We start from the raw sequence: 17,397 nt of genomic DNA on the forward strand, positions 1-17,397 counted from the left end.
AATCTCATCGTAATCCGCCGCAGGCGGATGGATCATGAAGCGCGTTCAACGTCGAATCGCTTAGGCGATGCCATGGGAAGGTCCGACCGGCCATCCTGCCATCGCTTCGCGCCGGATGAGTATAAAAATAGAACAAATCACAGATGTGATTTATTATCAAATACATAGCTCCTATTGCGAAAAGAGAACAAAAAGGGTACACATGGAATGATAAATCGGACCGGCGGGTCCTCATTGACGTCCAAGGGGTAATGTATCATGGCTCAGAATTCGTTACGGCTCGTAGAGGACAAATCGGTGGACAAATCTAAGGCTTTGGATGCCGCGCTGTCGCAGATCGAACGCGCTTTCGGCAAGGGCTCGATCATGCGCCTGGGAGCGAACGAGAAGATCGTCGAGATCGAGACCGTATCGACCGGCTCGCTTGGACTCGACATCGCGCTCGGCGTCGGCGGGTTGCCGCGCGGCCGCATCATCGAAATCTATGGCCCGGAAAGCTCCGGCAAGACGACGCTTGCGCTGCATACGGTGGCCGAATCGCAGAAAAAGGGTGGTATCTGTGCGTTCGTTGACGCCGAACACGCGCTTGACCCGGTCTATGCGCGAAAGCTTGGCGTCGACCTTGAGAACCTTCTGATTTCCCAGCCCGACACCGGCGAACAGGCCTTGGAAATCTGCGACACGCTGGTGCGCTCGGGAGCCGTTGACGTTCTGGTCGTCGATTCGGTGGCGGCGCTGACGCCGCGTGCCGAAATCGAAGGCGAGATGGGCGACTCGCTGCCTGGTCTCCAGGCACGCCTCATGAGCCAGGCGTTGCGCAAGCTGACCGCTTCCATCTCGCGCTCCAACACGATGGTCATCTTCATCAACCAGATTCGTATGAAGATCGGCGTGATGTTCGGCTCGCCCGAAACCACGACTGGCGGCAATGCGCTCAAGTTCTATGCCTCGGTTCGCCTCGACATCCGCCGCATCGGTTCGGTCAAGGATCGCGACGAGGTGGTCGGCAACCAGACCCGCGTGAAGGTGGTGAAGAACAAGCTTGCGCCGCCTTTCAAGCAGGTGGAATTCGATATCATGTATGGCGAAGGCGTTTCCAAGACCGGCGAGCTTGTCGATCTCGGCGTCAAGGCCGGCGTGATTGAGAAGGCAGGCGCCTGGTTCTCCTACAATTCACAGCGCCTCGGCCAGGGCCGGGAGAATGCCAAGCTGTTCTTGCGCGACAATCCCGACACCGCCCGCGAGATCGAGCTCACCTTGCGGCAGAATGCCGGGCTGATTGCCGAGAAATTCCTCGAGGGCGAGCCCGACGGCGGTTTCGAGGCTGAAGCCGGCGAAATGTGAACGGGCCCTGCCTGAGCCGGATTTTCAAAGCCGCCGGCCTCTGTGTCGGCGGCTTTGTTTTGGCAAGGCTTCCTCGTCGGGTTTGTTTCCGCAATTCTGGACAGTGCGGGGGGCGGCGGCTAAAAGGCTCTGTCCATTTTCCCGCCTTTGGCACCGGCGGAGTTCTCGCAAAGGCAATGACATGAGTGGCGTAAACGAAATCCGGTCGACATTTCTCGACTATTTCCGGAAAAACGGACATGAAGCCGTGGCTTCAAGCCCGCTCGTGCCCCGTAACGACCCGACGCTCATGTTCGTCAACGCCGGCATGGTGCAGTTCAAGAATGTCTTCACCGGGCTTGAGAGCCGCGCCTATTCGCGCGCGGTAACGTCGCAGAAATGCGTGCGCGCCGGCGGCAAGCACAACGATCTCGACAATGTCGGCTACACCGCCCGCCATCACACCTTTTTCGAGATGCTCGGCAATTTCTCCTTCGGTGACTATTTCAAGGAGCGCGCCATCGAGCTTGCCTGGAACCTGATCACCAAGGAATTCGGGCTCGAGCGCGATCGCCTGCTGGTTACCGTCTACCATACCGACGATGAAGCGGCGGGTTTCTGGAGCAAGATTGCCGGCCTGCCCGAGCACAAGATCATCCGCATCGCCACCAGTGATAATTTCTGGGCAATGGGTGACACTGGCCCATGCGGCCCGTGCTCGGAGATTTTCTACGATCATGGAGAGGAAATTCCGGGCGGACCTCCCGGAAGCCCTGACGAGGATGGCGATCGTTTCATCGAAATATGGAACCTCGTCTTCATGCAGTTCGAGCAGTTGACGAAGGAGGAGCGCGTCACGCTGCCGCGTCCTTCCATCGATACCGGTATGGGGCTGGAGCGGATCGCCGCTGTCATGCAGGGCGTGCATGACAATTACGATATCGACCTGTTCAAGGCGCTCATTCGTGCGTCGGAGGAGGCGACCGGCGTCAAGGCCGAGGGCAAGAGCCGAGCCAGCCACCGGGTTATCGCCGATCATTTGCGCGCCACCAGTTTCCTGATCGCCGATGGGGTGCTGCCCTCGAATGAAGGTCGTGGCTATGTGCTGCGCCGCATCATGCGCCGCGCCATGCGCCACGCACAACTCCTCGGCGCATCGGAGCCGTTGATGTGGCGTCTGGTGCCGGCGTTGGTTCGCGAAATGGGGCAGGCCTATCCAGAGCTCGTGCGCGGCCAGCCACTCATCACCGAGACGTTGAAGCTTGAGGAAACCCGGTTCCGCAAGACCCTGGCACGCGGCCTCACCCTTTTGTCGGACGCAACCGAGACCCTGGGCAGCGGCGATCGGCTGGATGGCGAAACTGCGTTCAAACTCTATGATACCTACGGGTTCCCGCTTGATCTGACACAGGATGCGCTGCGCCAGCGGGGCATTTCGGTCGATCTCGATGGCTTCAACACGGCCATGGAACGTCAGAAGGCCGAGGCCCGCGCCAGTTGGGCAGGGTCCGGCGAGGCCGCCACCGAGGCCGTATGGTTCGCGGTCAAGGAGAAGACCGGGGCGACCGAATTCCTGGGCTACGATACCGAAGAGGCCGAAGGTATCGTGCAAGCCCTGGTGAAGGGCGGCGTCAGCGTCGAGGCTGCCGAGGCAGGTGACGAAGTTCAGGTGGTGGTGAACCAGACGCCGTTCTATGGCGAATCCGGTGGCCAGATGGGTGATACCGGAACGATATCCGGCGACGGGTTTTCGCTTGAGATCACCGACACCCAGAAGAAGGGCGACGGGCTTTTCGTTCATTCCGGCCGGGTGGCGAAGGGCCGTGTGACCACCGGCGTGCCGGTTGCCATGCAGGTTGATCATGCGCGGCGCACGCGGCTGCGCTCCAACCATTCCGCAACCCATCTGGTACATGAAGCGCTGCGTGAGGTGCTCGGCACCCATGTCGCACAGAAGGGTTCGCTGGTGGCGCCTGAGCGCCTGCGCTTCGACTTCTCGCACCCGAAGCCGATCTCGGCCGCGGAGCTCGAGCGCGTCGAGGCGATGGCCAACGAGATCGTGGTGCAGAACAGTCCGGTAACGACGCGGCTCATGAGCGTCGACGATGCCATCGCCGAAGGCGCGATGGCGTTGTTCGGCGAAAAATATGGCGACGAGGTGCGGGTGGTTTCCATGGGAACCGGGCTGCATGGAGAGAAGGCAGGCAAGCCATATTCGGTAGAGCTCTGCGGTGGAACTCATGTAAGCGCCACCGGCGATATCGGCCTGGTGCGGCTGGTCTCGGAAGGTGCCGTCGCCTCGGGCGTGCGGCGCATCGAGGCGCTGACCGGCGAAGCGGCGCGCCGCCATCTTGATGAGCAGGATCGTCGCCTCAAGGCGATCGCGGCTGCGCTCAAGGTGTCGCCCGCCGATGCGCTTCAGCGCATGGAGGCGGTGCTGGAAGAGCGGCGCAAGCTCGAAAAAGAATTGAGCGATGCGCGTAAGAAGCTTGCGCTCGGCGGCGGCTCTGACGCCGGCGCCGGCAGTGATGGTGAAACGGTGGCCGGTGTCGGCTTTCTCGGCCGCTCGGTTTCCGGCGTGTCGCCACGCGATCTCAAGCCGCTGGCCGACGAGGGCAAGAAGTCGCTGGGTTCAGGCGTCGTTGTGTTCGTCGGTGCGGCGGATGGCAAGGCGAGCGTCGTCGTCGCCGTCACGGATGACCTGACGAGCCGTTTCAGCGCGGTGGATCTGGTGCGTGTTGCCTCCGCCGCACTTGGCGGGCAGGGCGGCGGTGGTCGTCCGGATATGGCGCAGGCCGGCGGTCCCGATGCTTCCAAGGCGGACAACGCCATTGCGGCAGTGAAGGCGGCAATGCAGGCCGCATGAGTTCGGAAGCGCCGTTCGTGCATGCGCGCGCGCGGCGCTCGAACTCTCAGGTATGATCGCAAAAGCGGAGCCGGTCGTTCGGGATCACGCTTGAACAAATGAACAAGGCCCACTCCGATCGTAGCGGAACAGGCGCCATGTCACGAAGTGGGCGCGGTCGCAATGAAGCTCGGCAGAGCCGAAACGTTCTCCCACCATGCTGAAAGTGCCGGATGGTCGCTCAGCATCCGGCGGCCTTCCGAAGCCTGGACGAAATAGGCAAAGATCGGCGCGGCGTGCAAATCGCAAAGCGTCAGCTGGTCGCCGAGCAGCCACGCGCCTTCCAATTTCAGGTCCGAAAGCACGTCGAGGCAGATCTTGGCGATGGGGATGGCGGCGCGGATGGTCTCTTCATCCGACGTTCCTCCCTCCTTCGGCTTGGAAACCCGCTCGACATAGATATCCCAGACCATCGTCCGATAGGCATAGGCGTCGAGGATGCCGATGATCTGGTTCATCAGGGCGCGCTGGAGCGGTGCGGCTGGCTGGAGCGCCGGACCACTATAGGCTTCATCGATATAGCGCGTTATCGCGGCGGTCTCGAACAGGCGGATGTCGCTATGCTCGAACGCTGGAATGCGGCCGAACGGATGCCGCTCCAGATACCAGGCCGGCAGGCCCGCCGGCGCAAAAACATCCACCGGAACGAGCTCATAGGCGATGCCCTTTTCGGCAAGGGCAAGCCGCACAATACGAACGTAGACGCTATAGTCCGCACCGAAGAGGCGCGGCAGGCTAGCGGCGGCGGCCGTGATCATCTTGGCGTTTTCACCCCCGAAAGTCCCGTCAAGACCGCCGGCGATGCTTCAGCCCATGGCCTTTTGCAGGTTCTCGTCGATCTTGTCGAGGAAGCCGGTCGTGGAGAGCCAGGGCTGATCGGGGCCGATCAGCAGCGAAAGGTCCTTGGTCATGTGGCCGGACTCGACGGTCTGGATGCAGACATGCTCCAGAGTGTTGGCGAACCGGTCCAGTTCGGTGTTGCCGTCGAGCTTGGCCCGATGGGCAAGGCCGCGTGTCCAGGCAAAGATAGAGGCGATCGAGTTCGTCGAGGTTTCCTCGCCTTTCTGGTGCTGGCGATAGTGGCGGGTCACCGTGCCGTGCGCGGCCTCTGCCTCGACGGTCTTGCCGTCCGGCGTCATCAACACCGAGGTCATGAGGCCGAGCGAACCGAAGCCCTGCGCCACCGTATCGGACTGCACGTCGCCGTCATAGTTCTTGCAGGCCCAGACGTAGCCGCCCGACCATTTCAGGCTGGAGGCGACCATGTCGTCGATCAGCCGGTGCTCGTACCAGAGCTTCCGGGCCTTGAACTCCTGTTCGAATTCCTTTTCGTAGACCTCCTGGAACAGATCCTTGAAGCGCCCGTCATAGGCCTTCAGGATGGTGTTTTTGGTCGACAGGTAAACCGGATAGCCGCGCAGCAGGCCGTAATTCAGCGAGGCACGGGCGAATTCCCGGATCGATTCATCGAGATTGTACATGGCCAGCGCCACGCCGGCGCCCGGTGCATCGAACACTTCGTGCTCGATCGTCTGCCCGTCCTCGCCGACGAATTTGATCGAGAGCTTGCCCTTGCCGGGATATTTGAAATCGGTGGCCTTGTACTGGTCGCCGAAGGCGTGGCGGCCGACAATGATCGGCTTGGTCCAGCCCGGCACCAGACGCGGCACGTTCTTCATGATGATCGGCTCGCGGAAAATCGTGCCGCCCAATATGTTGCGGATGGTGCCGTTGGGCGACTTCCACATATTCTTGAGGCCGAATTCCTCGACGCGCGCCTCGTCGGGCGTGATCGTCGCGCATTTGACACCGACGCCGTATTTCTTGATGGCGTTTGCCGCGTCGACGGTGACCTGATCGTCGGTGGCATCGCGATGCTCGACGCCGAGATCGAAATATTTCAGGTCGATGTCGAGATAAGGATGGATCAGCTTGTCCTTGATGAATTGCCAGATGATGCGAGTCATCTCATCGCCGTCGAGTTCTACGACGGGGTTGGCAACCTTGATCTTGGTCATGGAAAACGCCTCATTCTGGAGAGGAACCGAGCTGTTCCGCAAGCTTCGCGAAGGGAGTGAAGCCCCTATAGCAAAGCGCCCCGACGTGCGCAAACGCTACGAAGCGGCGCGCGCATGATGGTTTCGATGGTCTGGATGCCGCTATATCCTTGGGCCGTCCGCGCATTGATCCGCGATGGAACCGTCGCCGGTTCCGTTTGACGGCAAACTGTGCAAATGACATCTGACATTCGTGCGAGAGCCGGCGAGGCCTGGCTCGCAACACCGGCATCGGTTGGGAATATGGCAGGAACGGATCGCGACAAGCCCATGATTGCCGAGGGGCCGGCGATCGTTCTGGTCGAGCCGCAGCTTGGCGAGAACATCGGCATGGTGGCGCGTGCCATGGCGAATTTCGGCCTGTCCGAACTGCGTCTGGTCACCCCCCGCGACGGCTGGCCGAGCGACAAGGCACGGGCGGCCGCCAGCAAGGCCGATCACGTCATCGACGCGACGGTGGTGTTCGACGACCTGTCGTCGGCGCTCGCCGATCTCAATTTCGTGGTTGCCACCACCGCCCGCCCGCGCGACGGATTCAAGCCGGTGCGAGGGCCGGTCGAGGCCGGCAGGCAGTTGCGGTCGCGGTTCATCGCCGGCCAGCGCACCGGCATCATGTTCGGACGTGAGCGCTTCGGCCTTTCGAACGAAGAGATCAGCCTCGCCGACGAGATCGTCACTTTTCCGGTCAATCCGGCTTTCGCTTCGCTGAACATCGCCCAGGCCGTGCTCTTGATGTCGTATGAGTGGATGAAGTCGGGGTTGGAATCGGAGACCGATACCGCCTTTTCGGGCCCGGAAATAACGCCGGCGGCCAAGGAGCATCTGCATGGGTTTCTTGATCATCTTGAAACCGCACTCGATGCCCGCGGTTATTTTCGACCTGCCGCGAAGAAGCCGAAGATGCTCGACAATGTGCGCGCGGTGCTGACGCGGCCCGGTTTCACGCTGAAGGAAATCAAGCTGCTGCGCGGGGTTCTGTCGTCCCTCGATTACTTTTCGCCGAAGGAGCCGCGCGGCTCCGCCTATCCACAACGAAAGGCGCAGGCGGATCGCGCGACGCATATGGCTAACGATGACGATCCCGATATCGGCGGCGCCGGCAATGGCTGAGCGGCCGGTTCTGGTGTTCGATTCGGGCATCGGCGGCCTTACGGTTCTTCGCGAAGCCCGTGTGCGCATGCCGGACCGCCGCTTCGTCTATGTCGCCGACGATGCCGGTTTTCCTTATGGCGATTGGGAGGAAGAGGCGCTGAAGCAGCGCATCGTGGCGCTTTTCGGCCGTTTGATCGCTGAGCATCGGCCCGATATAGCGGTGATCGCCTGTAATACCGCCTCAACGCTGGTTCTGACGGAATTGCGCGCCGCCTATCCCGATACGCCGTTCGTCGGCACCGTACCGGCGATAAAGCCGGCGGCAGAGCGTACGCGCTCCGGATTGGTTTCGGTCCTGGCAACGCCCGGAACGGTGAAGCGTGAATATACGCGCGGTCTCATCCAGTCATTTGCCGCGCAATGCCACGTGCGGCTCGTCGGCAGCCAGAACCTAGCGCGCATGGCCGAGGCGCACATTCGTGGCGAAGCCATAGACGACGTGGCGCTCCGGGCGGAGACAGCGCCTTGTTTCGTCGAGGAAGCGGGCAAGCGCACTGACATCGTGGTGCTTGCCTGCACGCACTATCCCTTTCTTGCCAATGTTTTCCGCCGCTTGGCGCCATGGCCGGTCGATTGGCTGGATCCGGCAGAAGCCATCGCTCGTCGTGCCGTGTCGCTTTTGAAGTCAAAACCGGTAACCGAACCGCACCACGGCCTGGATACAGCGATTTTCACCTCAGGCAATCCGGATTTCCAGACACGCCGGCTGATGCATGGGTTTGGCCTTTCGGTGAGTTGAGGACGGAAACTGGAACCCGTCGCATCCTGTCCGGTTATCTCCCAAACTCAGATAGGGAGATGAAGTCATGCCCGCAAAATCCAAAGCCCAGCAAAAGGCTGCTGGCGCCGCCCTTTCGGCCAAGCGCGGCGACACCAAGAAAAGCGAGCTCAAAGGTGCGTCCAAGGGAATGTACGAATCCATGAGCGAGAAGGAACTGGAAGAAATGGCCGAAACCAAGCGCAAGGGCTTGCCCGACAAGAAATCCTGAGCCTTATGGTGTCGAGCGCTGAACGCGCTTGTTGACTTTCAGGCCGATTTTCTCTACGCACCCCACACCAGCACCGGGCCGCGAGGTCCGGTGTTCTATTTGACGTGTCCCGTGGGTATTTCCGCAAGCGTGCGCGGAAAATCCTGTCAGGCCTCTAAAACGGCGGCCAGAGGAGGGCGCGTTTCCTTCATCCGGAACATGAAGTTCCGGATGCATTGTTTTGAAAGGGAATGCGATGAGCAAACGCGAATCCGCGAAATACAAGATCGACCGCCGCCTTGGCGAGAACATCTGGGGTCGCCCGAAGTCCCCGGTCAACAAGCGCGAATACGGTCCCGGCCAGCATGGCCAGCGCCGCAAGGGCAAGCTTTCGGACTATGGTTTGCAGCTGCGCGCCAAGCAGAAGCTCAAGGGCCACTATGGCGACATCTCCGAAAAGCAGTTCCGCAAGGCTTATGAGGAAGCCAACCGCCGCAAGGGCGATACGCCGGAGCACCTGATCGGTCTGCTCGAGTCGCGTCTCGACGCTATCGTCTACCGCGCGAAGTTTGTTCCGACGATCTTTGCCGCCCGTCAGTTCGTCAATCACGGCCATGTCAATGTGAACGGCCGCCGCGTCAACATCGGTTCCTATCGCTGCAAGGCTGGCGACGTGATCGAAGTGCGCGAAAAGTCGAAGCAGCTCACGATCGTTCTGGAAGCCGTGCAGCTCGCCGAGCGTGACGTGCCCGACTACATCGAGGTCGACCACAACAAGATGGTCGCCACCTATGCGCGCGTGCCGAGCCTCTCGGACGTTCCGTTTGCCGTGCAGATGGAGCCGAATCTGGTCGTCGAATATTATTCGCGCTGATTGGACCGATTTTCTGCAATCAGGAACGGGCCGCCTTCGGGCGGCCTTTTCTTTGGCGGATCAGTTCGCTAATTCAGCCGAAGCCGCACATCAGAGAGCCGGGTCCCCATGAACATTATGCCGGAACAGATTGCCGAAGGCGACGACGCCTCCTGTCACGCCATGTTTCGGGCAACGCCGTCCACGGTCGAGTTCAACAAACTGCGCAAGCGGCTGCTGCGTAACGCCCGGCAGGCAATCGAGGATTTCGCCATGGTCAAGCCGGGCGAGCGTTGGCTGGTGGCGCTGTCGGGCGGCAAGGATTCCTATGGGCTGCTCGCGGTGCTGCTCGATCTCCAATGGCGCGGGCTTCTGCCGGTCGAACTGCTGGCCTGCAACCTCGACCAGGGCCAGCCGAACTTTCCCAAGCACATTCTGCCCGGATTCTTGGATCGCTACGGCGTTCGCCATCGCATCGAGTATCGCGATACCTATTCGATCGTCACCGATAAGATCGGCGAGGGCGCAACTTACTGCTCGCTCTGTTCGCGCCTGCGGCGCGGTCACCTCTATCGCATTGCCCGGGAGGAAGGCTGCTCGTCGCTGGTGCTTGGCCATCACCGCGAGGACATTCTGGAGACGTTCTTCATGAACCTTTTCCATGGCGGCCGATTGGCCGCCATGCCGCCCAAGCTCCTGAACGACGAGGGCGACGTCATGGTGTTGCGACCGCTCAGCTATTGCGCGGAAACGGATCTGGCGAAATTCGCCGAGGCGATGGCCTTTCCGATCATCCCTTGCGATCTCTGCGGCAGCCAGGACGGATTGCAGCGCAATGTCATGAAGGCAATGCTCGATGACATCGAAACGCGCATGCCGGGCCGCAAGGATACGATGATCCGCGCGCTCACCAATGTGCGGCCGAGCCATTTGCTCGACCGCAAGTTGTTCGATTTCGCCGGCCTCATCGCCGGGCAGGGCGCGGATAGGTCGCCTCTCGACTGATCTAACGGATCGGCTGGCTGTGCGGCTGGAACAGCTTGCCCTTTTCCGCAATGATCACGAAAATCAGCCCCACCACGGACACTCCCAGGAAGCCCGCGCCAAGCGGCGTCGTTGTGCCGTCGAAGGCTTGACCCACCAGCGCACCGATCACGCCGCCGCCGGCCGTGCCCATGAAGCCGAGCACCGACGAGGCGGTGCCGGCGACGTGACCCAGTGGTTCCATCGCCAGGGCGTTGAAGTTCGAGCCGATGAGGCCGAACTGGAACATCGCCAGCGCAAAGAGCAGCAGGAATAACGGAAAGGGAATCGTGCCGAACAGCGACAGCACGAACCAGATGCCGCTGACGATCATGAACCCGATCAGTGCGCCGTGCGAGATCCTGCGCATGCCAAAGCGGCCGACCAGCCGTGCATTGAGGTAGGAGGATAGCGCCATGAAAGCTGCAACGGCGGCGAAGGCCACCGGGAACCATGCACCGAGTTCATAGATGCCGACGTAAATCTGCTGGGCGGAATTGATGAAGCCGAAGAGTGCGCCGAAGATGAAGGCGGAGGCCAGCGTGTAGCAAAGCGCCACGCGGTCGCTCAACACAATGCCGAAGCCCTGGACGATGGACTTGAGGGTGAAGGGCCGGATGTCGGCCGGATCGAGCGTTTCGGGCAGGCGCAGGGCCATCCACAGCGTGACTGCCAGGCTGATGGCGGCCATGAAGACGAATATCAGGTGCCATTCGCCGAACAGCATGATGACCTGACCGGTGCCGGGCGCAATGACCGGAACGATCATGAATATCATCATCACCAGCGACATCACTTCCGCCATCTGACGACCGCCGAAAACGTCGCGAATGATCGAAACCGTGATGACCCGTGTGGCAGCGGAGCCAACGCCGTGAACGAACCGCATCAACAGCAGCGCTTCGAATGTCGGTGCAACCGCGCCGGCGAGCGCGGCAAGCACGCTGATAACGAGCCCCGCAATCATCGGCATTCGGCGGCCGAAGCGATCCGATAACGGGCCATAGACGATCTGCGCGAAGGCGAAGCCCATCAGATAGGCGGAAATCACATACTGACGATGGTTCTCGCTCTCCACACCGAGGCTGGCGCCGATTTCCTGCAGGCCCGGCAACATGATGTCGATCGCCAGGGCGTTCATCGCCATGAGCATTGCCATCAAGGCAATGAATTCGGCCTTTCCCATGCCTTGCAGGCGCGAGGGCTTCGTGGTTGACGATGCATCCATTACTTCACTCTAAAATAGCTAATCCAGAAGACGGAAAAAGGCGCCGGTGCGGCCGGCGCCTTCAAAAGAGTTCGGACGAATTAAGTAGAAATCCGACCCTTGCTGCGGATCACGCGGCCTTGGTGGCTACTCCCTTGCCTTCGAACAGCGACTGCAATTCACCCGCCTGGAACATCTCACGGATGATATCGCAGCCCCCGACGAATTCGCCCTTGACGTAGAGCTGCGGAATTGTCGGCCAGTTCGAATAATCCTTGATGCCCTGGCGCAACTCGTTCGACGTCAACACGTCGATGCCTTTGTAATCGACACCGATATAGTCGAGAATCTGGACGACCTGTCCCGAGAAGCCGCACTGCGGAAAGCCCGGGGTGCCCTTCATGAACAGCACGACGTCGTTATTCTTGACTTCGTTGCCGATAAACTCACTGATTCCGCTCATTTTTCTTTCCTAACCTCGCCGGCTGCGAGTCCGGCGTTCGAAAATTTCATGCGCCCTATGTATCACTCCGGAACGCTGGTTTGAAGGGCAAGGGCATGAAGAACACCGCCCATATTGCCCTTGAGCGCGTCGTAGACCATCTGGTGCTGCTGCACACGGCTCTTGCCGCGGAAGCTCTCCGCGACAACTTCGGCGGCATAGTGCTCGCCATCGCCGGCAAGATCGCGAATCGTCACCCTGGCATCCGGGATGCCTTCCTTGATGAGGGTCTCGATATCATGCGCATTCATTGCCATGGCAGGGGTCCTGTCAATTGTCCATGAATCGCGGAAACCACGATTCGTGGGCCTCTATCATCTCGGCCAGAGGTATCGCACGCGCCCCGCCAAGTTTCAATTCGCCGCCGCCGGTCGTGCCGATCAGGTCGACGGCGACGCCGCTCTCCTTGAGCTGTTCAAGAACCCGCTCTGCGCGGTCGCGCGGCACCGTCACCAGATAACGACCCTGGTCCTCGCCAAAAAAGATAGGTATCGGCGAGGAGCCGTTCAATTGTCTCACCTCGGCACCGATGCCGGATGCCATGGCCATTTCGGCGAGGCCGACCGCCAGGCCGCCGTCGGAAAGGTCGTGAACGGCCGTTGCGGCTCCCTCAGCAATGAGGGCCCGGACAGCATCGCCGGTCTTCTTCTCATGCGCGAGATCGACCGGAGGCGGCGGTCCATCGACGCGGCCATGGATGTCGCGCGTATAGATGGATTGACCGAGATGCGTGCCCCAGCCCGCCGGCGCGCCGACCAGCAGGATCGTCTCATCTTCGGCGGCGAAGCCGATACGGGTCATTTTCGACCAGTCGCGGATCAGGCCGACGCCGCCGATCGTCGGAGTTGGCAGGATGCCTTGCCCGTTTGTCTCGTTGTAGAGCGAAACGTTGCCGGAAACGATCGGAAAGCCGAGCGCGCGGCAGGCCTCGCCGATGCCTTCGATGGCCTTGACCAACTGCCCCATGATCTCAGGCCGCTCGGGGTTGCCGAAATTGAGATTGTCCGTGGCCGCCAGCGGCTCGGCTCCGACCGCAGTCAGGTTGCGCCAGCATTCGGCCACTGCCTGCTTTCCTCCCTCGAACGGATCGGCCTCGCAATAGCGAGGCGTAACGTCCGAGGAGAAGGCAAGCGCCTTGCTCTCATGGCCTTCCACGCGCACGACCCCGGCATCGCCGCCCGGAAGCTGCAGCGAATTGCCCTGGATCAGCGTGTCATACTGTTCCCACACCCAGCGCCGGCTGGAAAGATTGGCGCCACCGAGCATCTTCAGCAATGCGTCGGCGATATCGGCTTGGGGAATATCGTCCTTCGCCAGCGGCGCTGGCTTTTTCGGCTCGTTCCATGGCCGGTCATATTCGGGCGCCTGGTCGCCGAGCTCCTTGATCGGCAGATTGGCGACCTCTTCGCCCTGATGGATGATGCGGAAGCGCAAATCGTCCGTGGTTTTGCCGACAATCGCGAAGTCCAGGCCCCATTTGCGGAAGATCGCCTCGGCTTCCTCCTCTTTTTCCGGGCGCAGCACCATCAGCATGCGCTCCTGGCTTTCAGAGAGCATCATCTCATAGGCGCTCATGCGCTCCTCGCGCACCGGCACTGTGTCGAGATCGAGCTCGATGCCGAGATCGCCCTTGGCGCCCATTTCGACCGCCGAGCAGGTGAGGCCGGCGGCCCCCATGTCCTGGATGGCGATGACGGCGCCTGAGGCCATCAGTTCAAGGCAGGCTTCCAGCAGGCATTTTTCCGTGAATGGATCGCCAACTTGAACGGTCGGCCGCTTTTCATCGATTTTGTCGTCGAATTCGGCCGACGCCATGGTGGCGCCACCGACGCCGTCGCGGCCGGTCTTGGCGCCAAGATAGACGACGGGCAATCCAACGCCCTTCGCTTCTGAAAGAAAGATCGCATCCGTCTTGGCAAGACCCGCCGCAAAGGCGTTGACCAGAATGTTGCCGTTGTAGCGCGGGTCGAAATCGACCTCGCCGCCGACTGTCGGCACGCCGAATGCATTGCCATAGCCGCCGATACCGGAGACCACACCGGAGACGAGATGGCGCGTCTTCGGATGATCCGGTGCACCGAAGCGCAGCGCGTTCATGGCGGCAATCGGCCGTGCGCCCATGGTGAAGACGTCGCGCAAGATACCGCCGACACCGGTGGCAGCACCCTGGTAGGGCTCGATATAGGAGGGGTGGTTGTGGCTCTCCATCTTGAAGACCACGCAATCGCCGTCACCGATATCGACCACGCCGGCATTTTCGCCTGGTCCCTGGATAACCTGTGGACCCTTGGTCGGCAGCGTCCGCAGCCATTTCTTTGAGGATTTGTACGAGCAGTGCTCGTTCCACATCGCCGAGAAAATGCCGAGCTCGGTGAATGTCGGTTCGCGTCCGACCAGATCCAGAATGCGCTGATACTCGTCCGGCTTCAGTCCGTGAGAGGCGATCAGTTCGTCGGTGATCTTGACGGTATTCGAAATGGTCATGGCACTGTCCGGTCCCGAGAGGGAATTGGTTCAGGGTTTCAGGCCGAGGCGCCGCAGCCGCTGTCGCCTGCCGCCCATCGGCTGACGTCCGAATTGATACGCGCGCCGAGCGCCTGATCCATCAATGGCCCGAAAACCTCGACACGCGAAGAACTGCCGGTGGCCTGAACGACGAGCAGAGGCCGCGCGCCATAGTCTTTCGCAGGCACCAGCAGGAAGCGCGGCGTGCCACCGAAATTATTCAATTCATTGGCCATGCGATAGGGTCTGAACGCCGGGTCCTTGGCTGCAAACCAGCATTTGTGCGCGGCGATGGCCACCGTCTCCATGGTCCGTAGAGATGCGCTTTTGCCCGAATCCGTGGTGCTGGCGCTCTTTGTGCCGGACTGGCATGCCGTCAGCGCGAGCGCCGAAGTCAGGGCTGCGGCAATCAGGCGGAGTTTCTTCATGTCGCGGAAGACCCTGTCGAGTTGTCGGCTGCGGTCCGAAGGCGGAGGGTGAATAGCGGAATATTCGACGGCTCAGGCATCCACCGGCTCTGGGTGGGGAGGCTCATATCCAAGCACGCTTTCGAACAGTCCACGCCCATCGCCGCCGCCATGCGCCGCCTCGATGAGGTTCTCGGGATGCGGCATCAGGCCGAGCACGTTTCCCTTGGCATTGACGATGCCGGCAATGTCGTTGATCGATCCGTTGGGATTGGTGCCGTCGGCATAGCGGAACACGACCTGACCTTCGCCTTCCAGCCGTGCCAGCGTGTCGGGCTCTGCAAAATAATTGCCGTCGTGATGGGCGACCGGGCAGCGGATCACCTGGCCGGGGGCGTAGCGGCGGGTAAAGGGCGTGTTGGCGTTGGCGACCTCGAGCTTCACTTCGCGGCAGACGAATTTCAGCGAGGCGTTGCGCATCAGCGCGCCCGGCAGCAGACCGGCCTCGAGCAGTATCTGGAAGCCATTGCAAACTCCGATCACCAGCACTCCGCTTGCGGCCTTTTCGGCAACCGCCCGTATCACCGGCATGCGCGCGGCAATGGCCCCGCAGCGCAAATAGTCGCCATAGGAAAAGCCACCGGGAATGACGATCAGATCGACATCCGGAATTTCAGTGTCGGTCTGCCAGACGGTCAGGGGCGGCTTGCCGCTGATCTTCGTCAGCGCGGCGATCATGTCGCGGTCCCGGTTGAGGCCGGGAAGGAGAACGACGGCCGATTTCACCTCAAGCGATCTCCACTGCGTAGTTTTCGATCACCGTATTCGCCAGCAGCTTATCGCACATGGCGCTGAGATCGGCTGCGGCCTTGGCTCGATCCGCCCCGTCGATCTCGATGTCGAACACCTTGCCCTGGCGCACCTGTCCAACGCCTTCAAAGCCGAGTGCCGCTATTGCGTGCTCGATCGCCTTGCCTTGAGGGTCGAGCACACCGTTCTTGAGTGTAACGGTTACACGGGCTTTGATCACGGCCGTTTGTCTCCGGGAAATTCGGTCGGGGTCGAATGCCACGGCCCGATGGCCGAACCGTGGCGCAAAGGTTTCAGTGCTTCACCAGTACCGGGCCGGTGGGGCGCGGCGGTTCGTTCTCGTTCATGATGCCAAGACGGCGCGCGACTTCCTGATAGGCTTCGACCAGCCCGCCCATGTCGCGGCGGAAGCGGTCCTTGTCGAGCTTGTCCTGCGTGTTGACGTCCCACAGGCGGCAGGAATCCGGCGAAATCTCGTCGGCCACGACGATGCGCATCATGTCACCCTCGAACAGGCGGCCGCATTCGATCTTGAAGTCGACGAGCTGAATGCCGACGCCGAGGAACAGGCCGGACAGGAAGTCGTTGACGCGGATGGCCAGTGCCATCACGTCGTCGATTTCCTGCGGGCTCGCCCAACCGAACGCGGTGATGTGTTCTTCCGACACCATCGGATCGTCGAGCGCGTCGGCCTTGTAGTAGAATTCGATGATCGAGCGCGGCAGCACCGTACCTTCCTCGATGCCGAGGCGTTTGGCCAGCGAGCCGGCGGCGATATTGCGCACCACCACTTCGAGCGGGATGATCTCGACCTCGCGGATCAGCTGCTCGCGCATGTTCAGCCGCCGGATGAAGTGGGTGGGAATACCCATCCGGTTGAGATGGGTGAAAATGTGCTCGGAGATGCGGTTGTTGAGCACACCCTTGCCGTCGACGACCTCATGTTTCTTTTTGTTGAACGCAGTGGCGTCATCCTTGAAGAACTGAACCAGCGTTCCCGGCTCCGGCCCTTCGTAAAGAATCTTGGCCTTGCCTTCATAAATGCGGCGGCGGTTTTTCATTTTCTGATTTCTCTGGATGCAAGGGCAGGCGGTAAGCGACCGATCCCTCTATAATAGCACGCAAGAGCGGCTGTTGCAGGTCTCAAAGCCGGTCTCTATCCCAATCGCGCGGATTGCTCAATCGGCAAAACGGCGCAATCAACCGCTTTCCATGCGAAATGCCGCGGGCGGCAGAAACCACGTGAGATTGATTGCGCCGGCCTCTTTTGGTTTGCCTTTGAATAACCCATATTCCCGGTCTCGAATCAGAAATCGAAATTTCAGCCGGAGACACTGCAATGAGCAGCATGAAGGACCGACAGGAAGGCTTCGAAAAAAAATTCGTGCTGGACGAAGAATTGCGTTTCAAGGCGACGGCACGGCGCAACAAGCTGCTCGGATTGTGGGCCGCTGAAAAACTTGGCAAGACCGGCGCTGACGCGGAAGCCTATGCCAAGGAAGTGGTGGTTTCCGACATCGAGGAGGCCGGCGATCACGACGTGTTCCGCAAGGTGCGCCGCGATTTCGACGCGGCCGGCGTGCAGCAGTCGGACCATCAGATACGCCGTACCATGGAAGAATTGCTGGCGACCGCGATCGAGCAGGTCAAGAATTCCTGAGACCGACATAAGCCAGCAGCCGACC

The 17,397-nt window shown here is 60.9% G+C and carries 18 protein-coding genes; 8 read left to right on the forward strand and 10 right to left on the reverse strand.

The window, feature by feature from the left end; all coding sequences use genetic code 11:
• The first annotated feature begins 258 nt into the window (after nt 1–258).
• A complete protein-coding gene (recA, locus tag ACLKMW_RS03095) occupies nt 259–1,344 on the forward strand; it encodes a recombinase RecA (RefSeq protein ID WP_415722913.1) in 1,086 nt (361 codons plus the stop codon).
• Between the two features lie 181 nt (nt 1,345–1,525).
• Entirely contained in the window at nt 1,526–4,189 is a 2,664-nt protein-coding gene (gene alaS, locus ACLKMW_RS03100; RefSeq protein ID WP_415722914.1) for an alanine--tRNA ligase, read from the forward strand.
• Nucleotides 4,190–4,329: 140 nt separating this feature from the next.
• Here alaS and ACLKMW_RS03105 read toward each other — a convergent pair whose 3' ends face one another.
• Nucleotides 4,330–4,986: a glutathione S-transferase family protein gene (locus tag ACLKMW_RS03105; protein ID WP_415722915.1), complete on the reverse strand. Its 657-nt coding sequence runs from the start codon at nt 4,984–4,986 to the stop codon at nt 4,330–4,332.
• Between the two features lie 48 nt (nt 4,987–5,034).
• Complete coding sequence (locus ACLKMW_RS03110) at nt 5,035–6,246, reverse strand: NADP-dependent isocitrate dehydrogenase (RefSeq protein ID WP_415722916.1); 1,212 nt, start codon at nt 6,244–6,246, stop codon at nt 5,035–5,037.
• A gap of 282 nt (nt 6,247–6,528) precedes the next feature.
• Here ACLKMW_RS03110 and ACLKMW_RS03115 point away from each other — a divergent pair, with 282 nt between their 5' ends.
• From ACLKMW_RS03115 to ttcA, 5 genes are all read left to right on the forward strand, one after another.
• A complete protein-coding gene (locus ACLKMW_RS03115) occupies nt 6,529–7,395 on the forward strand; it encodes an RNA methyltransferase (RefSeq protein WP_415723180.1) in 867 nt (288 codons plus the stop codon).
• On the forward strand, nt 7,388–8,176 hold the full coding sequence (murI, locus tag ACLKMW_RS03120; protein WP_415722917.1) for a glutamate racemase: 789 nt from the start codon (nt 7,388–7,390) through the stop codon (nt 8,174–8,176). The genes ACLKMW_RS03115 and murI overlap by 8 nt, the downstream gene beginning before the upstream one ends.
• Before the next feature lie 67 nt (nt 8,177–8,243).
• Nucleotides 8,244–8,426 carry a DUF3008 family protein gene (locus ACLKMW_RS03125; protein WP_415722918.1) on the forward strand — a complete coding sequence of 61 codons (183 nt, stop codon included), beginning with the start codon at nt 8,244–8,246 and terminating at the stop codon, nt 8,424–8,426.
• Between the two features lie 235 nt (nt 8,427–8,661).
• The gene (gene rpsD, locus ACLKMW_RS03130; protein ID WP_415722919.1) at nt 8,662–9,279 is read left to right on the forward strand and encodes a 30S ribosomal protein S4; all 618 of its coding nucleotides are present in this window, start codon (nt 8,662–8,664) and stop codon (nt 9,277–9,279) included.
• Between the two features lie 108 nt (nt 9,280–9,387).
• Nucleotides 9,388–10,263 (forward strand): tRNA 2-thiocytidine(32) synthetase TtcA, encoded by an 876-nt coding sequence (gene ttcA / locus ACLKMW_RS03135; protein WP_415722920.1) that lies wholly within the window; start codon nt 9,388–9,390, stop codon nt 10,261–10,263.
• 1 nt (nt 10,264) lies between these two features.
• Here the strand turns inward: ttcA and ACLKMW_RS03140 are convergent, their stop codons facing one another.
• From ACLKMW_RS03140 to purC, 8 genes are all read right to left on the reverse strand, one after another.
• Nucleotides 10,265–11,467: a multidrug effflux MFS transporter gene (locus ACLKMW_RS03140; RefSeq protein ID WP_415723181.1), complete on the reverse strand. Its 1,203-nt coding sequence runs from the start codon at nt 11,465–11,467 to the stop codon at nt 10,265–10,267.
• Between the two features lie 151 nt (nt 11,468–11,618).
• A complete protein-coding gene (gene grxD, locus ACLKMW_RS03145) occupies nt 11,619–11,951 on the reverse strand; it encodes a Grx4 family monothiol glutaredoxin (RefSeq protein WP_415722921.1) in 333 nt (110 codons plus the stop codon).
• A gap of 62 nt (nt 11,952–12,013) precedes the next feature.
• Nucleotides 12,014–12,247, reverse strand: coding sequence for a BolA/IbaG family iron-sulfur metabolism protein (locus tag ACLKMW_RS03150; RefSeq protein ID WP_415722922.1), 234 nt, complete (start codon nt 12,245–12,247; stop codon nt 12,014–12,016).
• 13 nt (nt 12,248–12,260) lie between these two features.
• On the reverse strand, nt 12,261–14,474 hold the full coding sequence (purL, locus tag ACLKMW_RS03155) for a phosphoribosylformylglycinamidine synthase subunit PurL (RefSeq protein ID WP_415722923.1): 2,214 nt from the start codon (nt 14,472–14,474) through the stop codon (nt 12,261–12,263).
• A 38-nt stretch (nt 14,475–14,512) separates the two neighbouring features.
• Nucleotides 14,513–14,923, reverse strand: coding sequence for a hypothetical protein (locus tag ACLKMW_RS03160; protein WP_415722924.1), 411 nt, complete (start codon nt 14,921–14,923; stop codon nt 14,513–14,515).
• 72 nt (nt 14,924–14,995) lie between these two features.
• Nucleotides 14,996–15,688 carry a phosphoribosylformylglycinamidine synthase subunit PurQ gene (gene purQ / locus ACLKMW_RS03165; protein WP_415722925.1) on the reverse strand — a complete coding sequence of 231 codons (693 nt, stop codon included), beginning with the start codon at nt 15,686–15,688 and terminating at the stop codon, nt 14,996–14,998.
• 1 nt (nt 15,689) lies between these two features.
• Nucleotides 15,690–15,932: a phosphoribosylformylglycinamidine synthase subunit PurS gene (gene purS / locus ACLKMW_RS03170; protein ID WP_415722926.1), complete on the reverse strand. Its 243-nt coding sequence runs from the start codon at nt 15,930–15,932 to the stop codon at nt 15,690–15,692.
• 73 nt (nt 15,933–16,005) lie between these two features.
• A complete protein-coding gene (purC, locus tag ACLKMW_RS03175; RefSeq protein WP_415722927.1) occupies nt 16,006–16,773 on the reverse strand; it encodes a phosphoribosylaminoimidazolesuccinocarboxamide synthase in 768 nt (255 codons plus the stop codon).
• A gap of 278 nt (nt 16,774–17,051) precedes the next feature.
• On the opposite strand from purC, the gene ACLKMW_RS03180 reads away from it, so the two are divergent.
• Entirely contained in the window at nt 17,052–17,372 is a 321-nt protein-coding gene (locus ACLKMW_RS03180; protein WP_415722928.1) for a DUF1476 domain-containing protein, read from the forward strand.
• Nucleotides 17,373–17,397 lie beyond the last annotated feature (25 nt).

Source organism: Borborobacter xinjiangensis, assembly GCF_047739745.1.
GTDB lineage: Bacteria > Pseudomonadota > Alphaproteobacteria > Rhizobiales > Rhizobiaceae > Pseudaminobacter.